This window comes from Streptomyces viridochromogenes (assembly GCF_001270495.1).
Lineage (GTDB): Bacteria > Actinomycetota > Actinomycetes > Streptomycetales > Streptomycetaceae > Streptomyces > Streptomyces viridochromogenes_A.
On sequence record NZ_LGUR01000255.1, the window covers coordinates 25,170 to 39,113 of the forward strand.

Genomic DNA, 13,944 nt, shown 5'->3' on the forward strand with positions numbered 1-13,944 from the left:
CCTGAAGCATTCGCTGTGAAGCGCCTCGCTTCGTCGCCCATCGTCGTAATGAAGAGAGCACCGTGGCCGCCGACAAGATCGACACCATCGTCAGCCTGAGCAAGCGCCGTGGCTTCGTATTCCCCTGCAGTGAGATCTACGGCGGCCAGCGCGCCGCGTGGGATTACGGGCCGCTGGGTGTCGAGCTCAAGGAGAACCTGAAGCGCCAGTGGTGGCGCTATATGGTGACGTCGCGCGAGGACGTGGTCGGTATCGACTCGTCCGTCATCCTTGCCCCCGAGGTCTGGGTCGCCTCCGGTCACGTCGCCACCTTCACGGACCCCCTTACCGAGTGCACCTCCTGCCACAAGCGGTTCCGCGCCGACCACCTGGAAGAGGCGTACGAGGCCAAGAAGGGCCACCTTCCGGAGAACGGTCTCGCCGACGTCAACTGCCCCAACTGCGGCAACAAGGGCCAGTTCACCGAGCCCAAGCAGTTCTCGGGTCTGCTCTCCACCCACCTCGGCCCGACCCAGGACAGCGGCTCGATCGCCTACCTGCGCCCCGAGACCGCCCAGGGCATCTTCACCAACTTCGCCCAGGTGCAGACCACTTCGCGCCGCAAGCCGCCGTTCGGCATCGCGCAGATGGGCAAGTCCTTCCGCAACGAGATCACGCCCGGCAACTTCATCTTCCGCACCCGCGAGTTCGAGCAGATGGAGATGGAGTTCTTCGTCAAGCCGGGCGAGGACGAGAAGTGGCAGGAGTACTGGATGGAGCAGCGCTGGAACTGGTACACCGGCCTGGGCCTGCGCGAGGAGAACATGCGGTGGTACGAGCACCCCAAGGAGAAGCTCTCCCACTACTCCAAGCGCACCGCTGACATCGAGTACCGCTTCCAGTTCGGCGGCAACGAGTGGGGCGAGCTCGAGGGTGTCGCCAACCGGACGGACTACGACCTGGGTGCGCACTCCAAGGCTTCGGGCCAGGACCTCACCTACTTCGACCAGGAGGCCGGCGAGCGCTGGACGCCGTACGTCATCGAGCCCGCGGCCGGTGTCGGCCGCGCGATGCTGGCGTTCCTGCTCGACGCCTACGTCGAGGACGAGGCGCCGAACGCCAAGGGCAAGATGGAGAAGCGGACCGTGCTGCGCCTGGACCACCGTCTGGCGCCGGTGAAGGTGGCGGTCCTTCCGCTCTCCCGTAACCCGGAGCTCTCCCCGAAGGCCAAGGGCCTCGCCCAGGCGCTTCGCCAGAACTGGAACATCGAGTTCGACGACGCGGGCGCGATCGGCCGCCGTTACCGCCGCCAGGACGAGATCGGTACGCCGTTCTGTGTGACGGTCGACTTCGACACGCTGGACGACAACGCCGTCACGGTGCGTGAGCGTGACTCGATGAAGCAGGAGCGGGTGTCGCTCGACCAGATCGAGGGCTACCTCGCCAGCCGGCTGATCGGCGCCTAGCCGGGGCTTGTTCGTGAGCTGAAGCTGACGGGAGACGTCGTGTCTCCCGTCAGCTTTTTGCGTGGCGCGCGAGGTCTCGTCCGGGAAATGATCGTGCGCATGGCATCAACGGTGACGAACATCGCGATCGACTGCGCGGACGCCTACCAACTGGCGCGGTTCTGGGCGGAGGTGACCGGGCACCCGGTCGATCCCGAGGACGGGCCAGGTGACGAGGAGACCGCGGTCACGCTGCCAGGTGGGCCGACCCTGTACTTCAACCAGGTCCCGGAGCCCAAGACGACCAAGAACAGGCTCCATCTGTGCCTGCGCCCCGACACCACGCGGGACGAGGAGGTCCAGCGGCTGCTGGGGCTGGGCGCCTCGTTGGTCGCTGATCGCCGTAGGCCCGACGGTTGGGGCTGGGTCGTTCTCGCCGATCCGGAAGGCAACGAGTTCTGTGTGTTGCTGGCCGAGTCCGAGCGGTCCGCGTTGCCCGCGCCCGTCTGACCCGACGAACCCGGCGCCCGCTCGTCTTTGGTCCCGGATACGAGCGCCGTACTGGCCCTGTATCCGGGGCCGCCGCGCGCCCAGGCTGGCCCGCATGAACATCGCCTTCCTCCTGACCACCCTCGTCGTGGTCGCCACCCCCGGTACCGGCGTCGTCTACACCCTCGCCGCCGGGCTCTCCCGCGGCCGGCAGGCGAGCGTCGTCGCGGCCGTCGGCTGCACGCTCGGCATCGTGCCGCACATGCTGGCCACCATCACCGGGGTCGCCGCCGTGCTGCACGCGAGCGCGACGGCGTTCCAGATCCTCAAGTACGCCGGCGTCGCCTACCTCCTCTACATGGCCTGGGCCACGCTGAAGGACAGGCAGGCCCTAGCGGTGGACGAGGGTGCGGCGCCCCTCTCGGCCGGGCGCGTGATCATGCGGGGCGTCCTGATCAACCTCCTCAACCCGAAGCTGACGATCTTCTTCTTCGCGTTCCTGCCCCAGTTCGTGAACCCCGGCGAGGCGCACGCCCTGCCGCGCATGCTGGCGCTCAGCGGGGTCTTCATGCTGGCGACGTTCGTGGTCTTCGCGGCGTACGGCATCCTGGCCGCCTCCGTGCGCAGCCACGTCACCTCCCGGCCGCGGGTGATGACCTGGCTGCGGCGCGGCTTCGCCGGGGCGTTCGTGGCACTGGGGGCGAAGCTGGCGGTCACGGCGCGCTGAACGGCCCGACAGGCCCTCCTACACCCATCTCGAACGGAGTTCGTCGCGCAGACGCCGGGCGACCTGCCCCATGAGGGCGTCGGCGCCCGGCTGCCGGCCGGCGGCCACCCGGGACTCGGTCAGGACGGCGATCGCGTAGCTCTGGCCGTCGGCGTGTTCGACGACGCCGACCTCGTGGCGCAGGTTGAGCAGCGTGCCGGTCTTGGACGACCAGGTGGAGGCGTCGGAGTCGAAGTCCGGGCTGAGGCGGTTGCGTATGAGGTTGTTGGCCATCAAGCCGCGTACCTGGGCCGCCACGTCGGGGTGGAGCGCCATGGCCGAGGGCTCGGCACCGGAGCCGTCCTCAGGTCGGGGACGGGGCCGCCAGAGGGCTTGGAGCAGGTCCACGAAGGCCCGTGCCGTTCCGGTGTTGGCGCGTGAGATGTCGAGCTGGGGGACGCGGTGGCCGCGGCCCGGGGTGCCGGCGTCGATCGCGAGGGCGTGCGCGAGGTGCACGTCCGACGGGTCGAAACGCTCCACCGGGGTTTCCATCAGCTCGTGCATGGTGTGCCGTACGGCGATGCCGCGCAGCCCCAACTCGTCCAGTACCGACCCCACTTGGCCAGGCGGGGTGAGGTCGAAGAGCGCGTCTGCGGCGTCGCTGTCGCTGATGCAGGTGCTCAGGTAGAGCAGGTCCTCGACGGCGATGTGGGCGGCGTGCCGGAAGCGGCTCAGGCCGGTCGGGCCGGGAGTGGTGATCCGGCCCGGCGGCACCTCGATCACCTTGGCGCCGTCGAGTTCCCCGCGCCGGACGCGTTCCAGCGTGGCCAGGGCGAGCGGGATCTTCACGAGGGACGCGACGGGCAACTCGATGTCGGGGTCGATGCCGATCTCGTCGCCGGTCTCCAGGTCCCGGACGAGGAACGAGCCGTTCAGCCCGCCCTCGCGCAGGTCCCGGCGCAGATCGCTGAGTAGTCGGTCGGTGTTGGTGGTCATGGGGGTGTCTCCATCTGGGGCTCCGCCCCAGGCCCCGCTGGATCTTTCAGCCCGTCCGGCGTTTGAGGACGAGGCCCGAAGGGCCCACCGCGGGGGTCTGGGGGCGGCGGCCCCCAGGGCTGGGACGGGTAGGGGCGGCGGGGGCGAACTGCGGACGAGGGGCGGGCCGTCATGGGGGTGTCTCCGGGGACTCCGTCGCGTCGAGGCACCGGGCTATGCCGTGCCCGCAGGTCCGGCGTACGCGGACCCCGTCGGCGTCCGTTTCGTCGGCCACGGCCAGGGAGAAGCCGCGTGCGAAGGCGGGGCCCAGTTCGCCGACGGGGCGCCAGTGGAGGCGGAGTTCGCGGGCCTGCGCGGCCGAGCACAGCAGCGCGTCGCCCCGGCTGAGCACGTCCGCCGCGGCTGCGGCCACGGTCGGAGCGACGGCCAGCTGGGCCGGGCGCAGTCCGACCGCGTCGCGCAGGCGGGCGAGCCGGTCCCGGACGTGCGGCACGTCGTCCTCCGGCTGGAGCCACACGCGCCGGGGCCGCCGGTCGCGGTCGGCCCGGCCGGGGCGCAGGGTGTCCAGGTAGATCGGTCCGCCGCCGCCCGGCTCGCGCGCGACCGCGAGGCCCAGCGGAACCGTCCAGGTCGCCTCGGCGGGAGCCACCGCGAGCAGCGCCGCACGCACCTGCCGGGAGGTCACGAGGTCGGCGCGCTCGGCCGGCCCGGCGGGAAACGGGTCGAGGAGCACTCCCTGCCCGCCCGCCTCGGCGATGAGGCGGGCGAGGGCGGCGGTCGGGCAGTCGGCGGGGACGGCGAGCCGCAGCGGCCGGCGTCGCGCGGCCTCCGCCTCGTGCTCCAGCCGGTCGGCGAGCCGCACGAGTTGCCGTGCCGTCGGCAGCAGGTCCCGGCCGAAGGGCGTCAGCGTCACCGTCCGCGAGGACCGGTCCAGCAGCCGCTCGCCGAGGCGTTGCTCCAGCGCGGCGATGCGGCGGCTCACCACCGACTGGGCCGTCCGGGCCGCCGCCGCGCCCACCGTGAAGCTGCCGTGCTCGCTCACACTGACGAACGCCCGGCAGGCCGCGACAAGATCCACGCGCCCCACTATGCCAAAACAGCATGGAAGCAAGCGTTCGAGTCTTGGACCCCGGCACCCCGATGGCCCGAGAGTGCGGGGTGAACGGTCGCCGCCGCCCAGGGCGTTGCCCCTCGGGCCGGCGGGCTCCGTGTGTCCCCTACGGTTCGGAGGTCCATCCCATGTCGTATTCGCCGCGCACTCGCCGGGTCACCGCCTGGACGGTGGCCGGACTGCTCGCTCTCGCCGCGCTTCCGGCGTGCGGGAGCCAGGAAGCCGGTACCGGCTCCCCCGCCGGTGCGGCGCGTTCCGCGTCACCGAGCGCCGCCACGAAGCCCACCGCCGGTCAGTTCCGGGCGCTGGAGCGGGAGTTCGACGCGCGGCTCGGTGTCTATGCCCTGGACACCGGCACGGGCCGGTCGGTCGGCTACCGGGCGGACGACCGGTTCGCGTACGCCTCCACGTTCAAGGCGCTGGCGGCGGGTGCCGTCCTGCGCAAGTTCGGGACGGACGGCATCGACAAGGTCGTGAAGTACTCGCGCGACGACCTGGTCGAGAACTCGCCCGTCTCCGAGAACTTCGTCGAGACCGGCATGAGCCTGCGGGGGCTGTGCGCCGCGACCCTCTGGTACAGCGACAACACGGCGGTCAACCTGCTCCTCCACGAACTCGGCGGCCCCGACGGCCTGGAGAAGGCGCTGGAGGATCTCGGCGACGACGTCACCGAGATGGACCGGTACGAGCCGGACATGAGCGAAGGCGCTCCGGGCGACATCCGGGACACGAGCACACCGCGCGCTATGGCGGGCAGCCTGCGGGCCTTCCTGCTCGGCGACGCCCTGAAGCGGGACGAACGCGAGCTGCTCCGGCAGTGGATGACGACGAACATGACGGGTCGCACGCTCATCACGGCGGGCGTCCCCGACGGCTGGGAGGTGGCCGACAAGAGCGGCACCGCCGGATACGGGGGGCGCAACAACATCGCCGTGCTGTGGCCGGACGACGGTGGCAACCCCGTCGTCATGGCGGTGATGTCCACCCGCGGCAAGCAGGGCGCCGAACGTGACGACGCCCTGATCGCCAAGGCCGCCACCGTGGCGGTCGAGGGCCTCGGTCGCTAGGGCCGAGCCGTCAGGTCTGGACAGTTCCCGGGCAGCTGACAGATATGGAATGACAGATTTTGAAATCTGTCAGCTGTCATGTCAGGCTGGACGCATGACGACGACACGAACCCGCACCCTCGGAACCACCGGTCCTCGCGTCTCCGCCCTCGGTCTCGGCTGCATGGGCATGTCCGGCATGTACGGCGAGGCGGACCGCGCCGAGTCCGTCGCCACCATCCACGCCGCCCTGGAAGCCGGCGTGACCCTGCTCGACACCGGCGACTTCTACGGCATGGGCCACAACGAACTGCTGATCAACGAGGCGCTGCGCACCGCCCCGGCCGCCCTGCGCGAGAACGCGCTGGTCAGCGTCAAGTTCGGCGCCCTGCGCGGCCCCGGCGGCGACTGGTACGGCTTCGACGGGAGGCCGGCCGCCGTGAAGACCTTCGCCGCGTACTCCCTCCAGCGCCTCGGCGTCGACCACATCGACGTCTACCGCCCCGCCCGGCTCGACCCGGACGTGCCGATCGAGGAGACCGTCGGCGCGATCGCGGAACTGGTCGAGAAGGGGTACGTCCGCCACATCGGGCTCAGCGAGGTCGGCGCGGACACCATCCGCCGGGCCGCCGCGACCGCCCCGATCGCCGACCTGCAGATCGAGTACGCGCTCATCTCCCGCGGCCCCGAGCGGGAGATCCTGCCCACCCTGCGCGAGCTGGGCATCGCCGTCACCGCGTATGCCGTGCTCTCCCGCGGGCTGCTGTCGGGCCATGTCACGCCCGGCCAGGAGTACGCGGCGACCGACTTCCGCGCCCACTCGCCCCGCTTCCAGGGCGAGAACCTCCAGCACAACCTCACCCTGGTCGAGTCCCTGCGCAAGATCGCCGAGCAGAAGAGCGTCTCCGTCGCCCAGATCGCCATCGCCTGGGTGCTCTCCCGGGGCGAGGACATCGTGCCGCTGGTCGGCGCCCGTACCCGGGCCCGGCTCGACGAGGCCCTGGGTGCCCTGGACGTGACCCTGGACGCGGCCGACCTCGCCGCCATCGAGGCCGCCGTGCCGGCGGACGCGGCGGCCGGCGAACGTTACGCCCCCGCCCAGATGGCCATGCTCGACAGCGAGCGCTGATCGCGGTGCCGGGCCCGGGTACCGTCTAGGCATGGCCCCGACCAGCGAAGCCCTGACCGCCGAGCGCATCCTCGCCGCCACCGAGGAGGTGCTGCGCCGCCACGGCCCGGCCAAGGCCACCGTGGTCGACGTGGCCCGCGCGCTCGGCGTCAGCCACGGCAGCGTCTACCGGCACTTCCGTACGAAGGCGGCGCTGCGGGACGCGGTGACGAAGAGGTGGCTGGACCGGACCTTCGAGTCCCTCTCCGGGATCGTCACCGCCGAGGACCTCGACCCGGAGGCCCGCCTGCGCGCCTGGTTCGCGGGCCTGTTCGCCGCCAAGCGCCGCAAGGCGGGCGACGAACCCGAGCTGTTCGCCACCTTCTCGGTGCTCGCCACCGAGAACGGCGGGGCAGTCGGCTCGCACATCGCCGACCTGACCGGCCAGCTGACCCGGATCGTCCAGGCGGGCGTCGACGCGGGCACCTTCACGGTCTCCGACCCCGCGACCACCGCCCGTGCCCTGTTCCACGCCACGGGCCGCTTCCACGACCCCCGTTACGCCCGGGAGTGGGAACAGCCCGGCGTGGAGGGGGAGTTGGAGGCGGTCGTGGACCTGCTGCTGCGCGGGCTGCGGTCCCGCGACTGAGCCGTCAAGAGCGCCGAGGAGCCGTCACAGGCCGTCGAGGTCCTTCGTCGTACGCCCGAGGTAGGTGACCGGGCCGGGGTCGGGGACCTCGATCTCGTGGAAGCCCAGACGGTCGTAGAACGCTCTGGCAGGGGTGTTGGCCGTGACCATCGAGAGGTGCACGGCCGGGACCCCCTTGTCCTGGAGGGCCTGCAACAGGGTGCGCATCAGAGTGCGGCCGTGGCCCCGGCCCTGCCAGCCGGGAAGCAGGTCTATGTGCAGGTGGGCCGGGTAGGCGGCGACCTCCGGCACGAGCATCCGCTCCGGACGGTGCAGGAGCCCGACCATCGCCTCGTCCGGGCTGCCAGGGGGCCCGTCCGGCTCCGGGTAGCGCGCTGCCGCCGACGGCAGCCACGCGGTGCGGAAGTCCGCTACGAAGCGCGCGGTGTCCGCGGTCCCGAGGATGTAGCCCACCGCCCGGCCCGACCCGTCGTCCAGGACGAAGGCCAGGTCCGGTTCCAGGACGACGTACGGGAGCGCGAAGGTCGCCGGGAAGATGCCGGGGTCCCGGTAGTGCGGCCGGCTGTCGCCGCCCTCGTGTGCCGTGCGGACGCAGATGTCCTCGACGGCCTCCCGGTCCTCGGGCCGGTACCGACGCACGCGCGTCATCGGTCGGTACCCGCCTCCGCCGGATCCACCGTCGCCTGGTGCGCCTCCGCCAGATGCTCCTCCGCCTTCAGCCAGGGCAGGAACTGCGCGCCCTTGCGCCAGCCGCAGGTGTCACATCTGATCGTGCGCTGCGCGCCCTTGCGTTGTACTCGTACGACGTGTTCGCGTCCGTGGTGGTCCCAGCGGCTCACCTTGCTCGTGTTGATCTCCAGCATGACGCCTCCAGCGTCCGAGGACATCGAGTCTTTCGGTGCGCGGCCCCGACCGGCCCGCGCAGCAAGGAGTGTGACGCAAGACCAACATCAACAGGGATTCTCGCCCGGCGAGTTGACCAACCTGTGGCCACACCCTCACCGGACGATCAACCGATGGTGCGCGGCAGCCGCAGGCTGAGCAGCCCGGTCAGCGCCACGCCGGCCAGCTGGACGAGGAGGGTGGTGACCAGGGCGTCGCGCATGCCCAGCCCCGGGACGAGGGACAGGAAGAGCGTGCCCAGTGTCGCCACGCCCAGGGCCAGCGACGACTGCTGGGTCGTGATCATCACCCCGCTGCCCACACCCGCCCGCGCCGTCGGCACCTCGGAGAGGACGATCCGGAAGACGACGGGGAGTTGGAGGGCCTGACCCGCACCGGCGATCGCCGCGCCGGGGAGGAGTTCGACGAACCCGAAGTCCGGCCAGGAACGCCAGGCGGCCAGCGCCATCAGAGCCACGCCCACGCCCTGGATCGCCGCACCGGCGGTCACGACCCGGCTGCCGTAGCGGGCCACCAGCCGGGGGCCGGCCAACGAGACGAAGAAGAACACCACCGCCATCGGGACGAGGGCCAGCCCCGCCGCCACCGGGCCGAGCCCCGCGCCCTGCTGCAACGCCACCGCGATCACGAACATGAAGCCGCTGAAGCCGATCGAGAACGGCACGATCATCACCAGACCGCGGCGGAGCGACACCAGCTCGAACAGGCTCGGCGGCACGAGCGGCGTACGGCCGGCCCGGTCCGCCCTGCGCTCCACCGCGTAGAACGCCGCCGCCACGAACGGGAACGCCGCCAGCGACAACCACGTCCACAGCGGCCAGCCCGCCGCCCGGCCCTCGGTGAGCGGGGCCAGCAGCGTGAGGAGCGAGAGCGCGAGCAGGACCGTGCCGGGTCCGTCCACCGGCTCGGGGCGCTGGGAGCGCGTCTCCGGGACCGCTCGGGCGGCCAGGAAGAGGCCGACGAGGACGACGGGCACGTTCACCAGGAACACGGAGCGCCAGCCGGTGCCCGCGATGTCGGCCGCGACCAGGATCCCGCCGAGGATCTGCCCGGCGACCATGGAGAGCCCCGCCGTGGCGCCGTAGAGGCCCATGGCCCGCGCCCGGCGCTGACCGCTGGTCGCCGCCTGGATGGTCGCGAGCACCTGCGGCAGCATGGCCGCCGACGCCGCGCCCTGCGCGACCCGCGCCGCGACCAGCGTCCACGCGCTGGGCGCGAGCCCGCACGCCAGCGAGGTCAGTCCGAAGGCCGCCATGCCGCCCAGGAAGAGCCGGCGCCGGCCGAACAGGTCACCGAGCCGCCCGCCGAGGACGAGCAGCACGGCGTACGCCAACCCGTAGCCCGCCACGACCAGTTCGAGCACGGCCTCGCTCGCCGCGAGGTCGTGGCCGATGGTGGGCAGGGCCACGTTGACGATGAAGAAGTCGATGAGCGGAAGTGCCGCGCCCAGCAGCACCGTGAAGAGCCCGAGGCCGCCGAGCGAGGGTGGCGCGGCGGTGGCCGGGGCCTTGCGTGAAGTGATGGTTTCGGTCACGGTCATGAGCCTGCTCCCGTTCCGAGACGGGTACCAGAGTCTCCTTATCCTGGTAGAAGGACCACCTGGAAACAGGGTCCGGAGGGCGGCAGGCTGGAGGCATGACGAGCATGACCCAGGGCACCTCGGAGACCTCGGAGACCGAGGAGACGGTGACGCGAGCCGTCGGCGGTAGCGCGGGCCCGGGCGGTACGGCCGTTTCGGAGATCCGGCGGCATGAACTCGCCGCCTTCCTGCGGCACCGCCGTGAGCACATCACCCCCGAGCAGGTGGGCCTGCCCCGCGGCAGCCGACGCCGTACACCGGGCCTGCGCCGCGAGGAGGTCGCCCAGCTCTCGGCGGTCGGCGTCACCTGGTACACGTGGTTGGAGCAGGCCCGCGACATCCAGGTCTCCGTCCAGGTCCTCGACGCCCTCGCCCGCACGCTGATGCTCGACCCCAGCGAGCGTTCCCACCTCTTCCAGCTGGCCGGGGCGGTGGATCCGTCGCCGGCCACCACCTGTCCGTCGGTGACCCCCGCGCTGCGCGCCGTCCTGGAGCAACTGGAGCCGTACCCGGCCTGCCTGCAGAACAGCCGCTACGACATCCTCGCCCACAACCGTACGTACGGGCTGCTGCTGTGCGACCTGGAAGCAGTGCCGCCCGAGGACCGCAACTGCATGGTTCTGTCGTACACCCACGACGAGTGGCGCTCGTCGATCGTGCACCTGGAGGAGACCCAGCGCCTCATGGCGGCCCGCTTCCGCGCCGCGATGGCCGGTCACCTGGCCGAGCCCGCCTGGAAGATGCTCCTGAAGAGGCTGCGTGCGGAGTCCCCCGAGTTCTGCGAGGCGTGGGACCGGCATGAGGTGGTGGCTCACCGGAGCAAGCGCAAGGAGTTCCTCAACCGGCATGTGGGGCGGGTGGCGGTCGATCACACGGACCTGTGGCTGAGTCCGGACGTGGGGCCGCGGATGGTGACGTATGTGCCGGTGGACGAGGGGTCGAGGAAGAGGCTGGAGGAACTGCACGAAATCGCTCTGAAAAGGGGCGCCGGGCTGTGACATTCGCGGCTCCGCCGCGTGGGCGGGACCAGCCCCGACGGACCCGCGGCCGCCGTTCTACGCGATGACCCTCGACGCATCGCGAATCTCTGCCGACTCCAGCCTCTCAGCCGTCCGTTCAGCCGTACGCCGAGCCCACGGCCCACTCGTCACCGCCCCCGCCACCAGCACCAGAAGCCCGCACCCGGTGAGGATCCACCACCCGGGCCCGGCGGCGGAAACGAACGACTCCTTGTAGGACGACGCCCCCACCCCGGCTGCCAGAACGGCCCCGACCACCGCCACCCCCAGCGTCTGGCCGAGCTGACGGCTCGTGGAGGCGACCGCCGCGGCGACCCCCGCCTGGGCACGCGGCATCCCGGACACCGCCGTGTTGGTGATCGGCGCGTTGACGAAGCCGAAGCCGATGCCGAACACCGCGTATCCGAGGACCAGCGTGACGTTGGACGTCTCGGCGTCGAAGAGGGCGAACATGGCCGCGCTCAGCGTCATCGCCGTGCCGGCGATCAGCAACGACAGGCGTGGCCCCCGCGTGCCCACCAGCCGCCCGGAGAGCGGCGCGCACAGCAGTATCGGGGTCGCCATCGGCAGCATCCACAGCCCCGCGTGCAGGGCGTCGAGGCCGCGCACGTTCTGCAGGTACAGCGTCGACAGGAACAGGAACCCGCCCAGCGCCGCGAACGAGCCGATCGCGATCACCGTGGCCCCGCTGAACGGTGCCGACCGGAAGAACCGCAGGTCGATGAGGGGCTCGGCGCGGCGCGGCTCGTACCGGAGGAGGCCGAGCAGTGCCGCGAGGGCGACGACCGCGAACGGGAGCACCGCGGTGAACCCGGCGTTCGGTGCCTCGATGATCGCGTACGTCAGGGAGCCGAACAGGGTGATCACCAGGAGCTGGCCGACCGGGTCGAGGCGGCGGGCCCTGGGGGCGCGGGACTCGGGGACGTAGCGGAGGGTGAGGAGGAGGGCGGCGAGGCCCACCGGCAGGTTGACCCAGAAGATCGCGCGCCAGCCCACCGAGTCCACGAGCAGACCTCCGACCAGCGGGCCGGCGCCCATCGAGATGCCGACGACCGCGCCCCATACGCCTATCGCCCGCGCTCGCTCGCGCGGGTCCACGAAGGTGTTCGTGATGATCGACATCGCCACCGGGTTGAGCATCGAGCCGCCGACCGCCTGGACCATCCGGAAGGCGATCAGCGAATCGAGGTTCGGGGCGAGGGAGCAGAGCGCCGAGCCGATGGTGAACAGGATGAGGCCCGCCATGAAGACGCGCTTGCGGCCGATCCGGTCTGCCGTGGACCCGGCCAGCATCAGGAGGGAGGCCAGGACGAGGGTGTACGCGTCGATCGTCCACTGGAGGCCGGATGTGCTGGTGTCGAGGTCGCGTTGCATCGAGGGGAGGGCGACGTTGAGGGCCGTGGTGTCGAGGCTCACGATCAGCAGGCTCATGCAGCAGATCGCGAGGACCAGCAGGCGGCGGCAGGGGCTGAGCTCCGGCATTCTTGAATAGTACGCCTAACTAACGAATTTCGCCGCACCCCGCCCGGTACGTGAGAATGAGTGAATGCCCATGACCGTCTCGCCCGTCGCTTCGCCCGTCGCCTCGCCCACCGTCTCGCCCCTGTCGATCGGGCCGCACAGCGTGCAGCCGCCCGTCGTCCTGGCCCCGATGGCCGGGATCACGAACGCGCCCTTCCGCACGCTGTGCAGGGAGTTCAGCGGGGGCAAGGGGCTGTTCGTCAGCGAGATGATCACGACTCGGGCGCTGGTCGAGCGCAACGAGAAGACCATGCAGCTGATCCACTTCGACGAGAGTGAGAAGCCTCGGTCGATTCAGCTGTACGGCGTTGATCCGGCCACGGTGGGCAAGGCCGTCCGCATGATCGCGGAGGAGGGGCTGGCCGATCACATCGACCTGAACTTCGGGTGTCCGGTGCCGAAGGTGACGCGGAAGGGCGGGGGGTCCGCGCTGCCGTACAAGCGGAATCTGCTGCGGGCGATTCTGCGGGAGGCGGTGAGCGGGGCGGGGGACCTGCCGGTCACGATGAAGATGCGCAAGGGCATCGACGACGATCACATCACCTTCCTCGACGCGGGGCGGATCGCCGTCGAGGAGGGGGTGACGGCGATCGCGCTGCACGGTCGTACGGCCGCTCAGCACTACGGGGGTACGGCGGACTGGGACGCCATCGCGCGGCTGAAGGAGCATGTGCCGGAGATTCCCGTGCTCGGGAACGGGGACATCTGGTCGGCCGAGGACGCGGTGCGGATGGTGCGGGAGACCGGGTGCGACGGGGTGGTCGTCGGGCGGGGGTGCCTGGGGCGGCCGTGGTTGTTCTCTGATCTGGTGGCGGCGTTCGAGGGGCGTGCGGAGGCCGGTGCGCGGCCGGGGCTGCGTGAGGTGGCCGACGTCATGGTCCGGCATGCCACGTTGCTCGGGGAGTGGATCGGGGACGAGGCGCGTGGCGTCATCGACTTCCGTAAGCATGTGGCCTGGTATCTGAAGGGCTTCGCGGTCGGTTCGGAGATGCGCAAGCGGCTGGCGATCACGTCGTCGCTGGAGGAACTCCGGTCTGGACTGGACGAGTTGGACCTGGACCAGCCCTGGCCGGTCGGCGCCGACGGGCCACGTGGGCGTACGTCCGGGAACAACCGGGTGGTGCTGCCGGACGGGTGGCTGAAGGATCCGTATGACTGTGCGGGTGTGAGTGAGGACGCGGAGCTCGATACCTCCGGCGGTTGAGCGGGGGGTGCCTGCAGCGGGGTTCGCGTCTGTGCCTGCGGCGGGCTGGTGCCGGTGCGGTGCGGTGCGGTGGGGGTTCGCGGCTATGCCTGCGGCGGCCTGTTGCTCTCCGGTGGGGGTGCGCGTAGCGCCTGCGGGTTCGTTGTGGGGCGGGGCCGTGCCGGGGGGTGTCCGTCCTCGGTCCGGTGG

At 71.1% G+C, this 13,944-nt stretch carries 14 protein-coding genes; 8 read left to right on the plus strand and 6 right to left on the minus strand.

What is annotated here, in order from left to right; all coding sequences use genetic code 11:
* Nucleotides 1–62 precede the first annotated feature (62 nt).
* The 3 genes from ADK36_RS41890 (at nt 63) to ADK36_RS41900 (ending at nt 2,640) form a co-directional block, all read left to right on the plus strand.
* On the plus strand, nt 63–1,445 hold the full coding sequence (locus tag ADK36_RS41890) for a glycine--tRNA ligase (RefSeq protein WP_048586369.1): 1,383 nt from the start codon (nt 63–65) through the stop codon (nt 1,443–1,445).
* 99 nt (nt 1,446–1,544) lie between these two features.
* Complete coding sequence (locus ADK36_RS49315) at nt 1,545–1,934, plus strand: VOC family protein (RefSeq protein ID WP_048586397.1); 390 nt, start codon at nt 1,545–1,547, stop codon at nt 1,932–1,934.
* A 94-nt stretch (nt 1,935–2,028) separates the two neighbouring features.
* Complete coding sequence (locus tag ADK36_RS41900; RefSeq protein WP_053201363.1) at nt 2,029–2,640, plus strand: LysE family translocator; 612 nt, start codon at nt 2,029–2,031, stop codon at nt 2,638–2,640.
* A gap of 18 nt (nt 2,641–2,658) precedes the next feature.
* Here the strand turns inward: ADK36_RS41900 and ADK36_RS41905 are convergent, their stop codons facing one another.
* On the minus strand, nt 2,659–3,615 hold the full coding sequence (locus ADK36_RS41905; RefSeq protein ID WP_053201365.1) for a serine hydrolase: 957 nt from the start codon (nt 3,613–3,615) through the stop codon (nt 2,659–2,661).
* A 169-nt stretch (nt 3,616–3,784) separates the two neighbouring features.
* Nucleotides 3,785–4,693 (minus strand): LysR family transcriptional regulator, encoded by a 909-nt coding sequence (locus tag ADK36_RS41910; protein ID WP_053201377.1) that lies wholly within the window; start codon nt 4,691–4,693, stop codon nt 3,785–3,787.
* 161 nt (nt 4,694–4,854) lie between these two features.
* On the opposite strand from ADK36_RS41910, the gene bla reads away from it, so the two are divergent.
* The 3 genes from bla to ADK36_RS41925 all read left to right on the plus strand — a co-directional run bounded on the left by bla (nt 4,855) and on the right by ADK36_RS41925 (nt 7,529).
* Nucleotides 4,855–5,793 carry a class A beta-lactamase gene (gene bla / locus ADK36_RS41915; protein ID WP_053201370.1) on the plus strand — a complete coding sequence of 313 codons (939 nt, stop codon included), beginning with the start codon at nt 4,855–4,857 and terminating at the stop codon, nt 5,791–5,793.
* A gap of 94 nt (nt 5,794–5,887) precedes the next feature.
* Complete coding sequence (locus ADK36_RS41920; RefSeq protein WP_053201372.1) at nt 5,888–6,901, plus strand: aldo/keto reductase; 1,014 nt, start codon at nt 5,888–5,890, stop codon at nt 6,899–6,901.
* A gap of 31 nt (nt 6,902–6,932) precedes the next feature.
* Nucleotides 6,933–7,529, plus strand: a complete 597-nt coding sequence (locus tag ADK36_RS41925; RefSeq protein WP_048586364.1) for a TetR family transcriptional regulator — start codon at nt 6,933–6,935, stop codon at nt 7,527–7,529.
* A 24-nt stretch (nt 7,530–7,553) separates the two neighbouring features.
* Here ADK36_RS41925 and ADK36_RS41930 read toward each other — a convergent pair whose 3' ends face one another.
* The 3 genes from ADK36_RS41930 to ADK36_RS41940 form a co-directional block, all read right to left on the minus strand.
* Entirely contained in the window at nt 7,554–8,177 is a 624-nt protein-coding gene (locus ADK36_RS41930) for a GNAT family N-acetyltransferase (protein WP_048586363.1), read from the minus strand.
* Entirely contained in the window at nt 8,174–8,392 is a 219-nt protein-coding gene (locus ADK36_RS41935; RefSeq protein WP_048586362.1) for a hypothetical protein, read from the minus strand. The genes ADK36_RS41930 and ADK36_RS41935 overlap by 4 nt, the downstream gene beginning before the upstream one ends.
* Before the next feature lie 146 nt (nt 8,393–8,538).
* Entirely contained in the window at nt 8,539–9,972 is a 1,434-nt protein-coding gene (locus ADK36_RS41940; RefSeq protein WP_048586361.1) for an MFS transporter, read from the minus strand.
* Between the two features lie 95 nt (nt 9,973–10,067).
* Here ADK36_RS41940 and ADK36_RS41945 point away from each other — a divergent pair, with 95 nt between their 5' ends.
* Entirely contained in the window at nt 10,068–11,009 is a 942-nt protein-coding gene (locus ADK36_RS41945) for a helix-turn-helix transcriptional regulator (protein WP_234330073.1), read from the plus strand.
* A 57-nt stretch (nt 11,010–11,066) separates the two neighbouring features.
* Here ADK36_RS41945 and ADK36_RS41950 read toward each other — a convergent pair whose 3' ends face one another.
* Complete coding sequence (locus ADK36_RS41950) at nt 11,067–12,512, minus strand: MFS transporter (protein WP_053201373.1); 1,446 nt, start codon at nt 12,510–12,512, stop codon at nt 11,067–11,069.
* Nucleotides 12,513–12,582: 70 nt separating this feature from the next.
* Here ADK36_RS41950 and dusB point away from each other — a divergent pair, with 70 nt between their 5' ends.
* The gene (dusB, locus tag ADK36_RS41955) at nt 12,583–13,755 is read left to right on the plus strand and encodes a tRNA dihydrouridine synthase DusB (RefSeq protein WP_053201375.1); all 1,173 of its coding nucleotides are present in this window, start codon (nt 12,583–12,585) and stop codon (nt 13,753–13,755) included.
* Nucleotides 13,756–13,944: the final 189 nt, after the last annotated feature.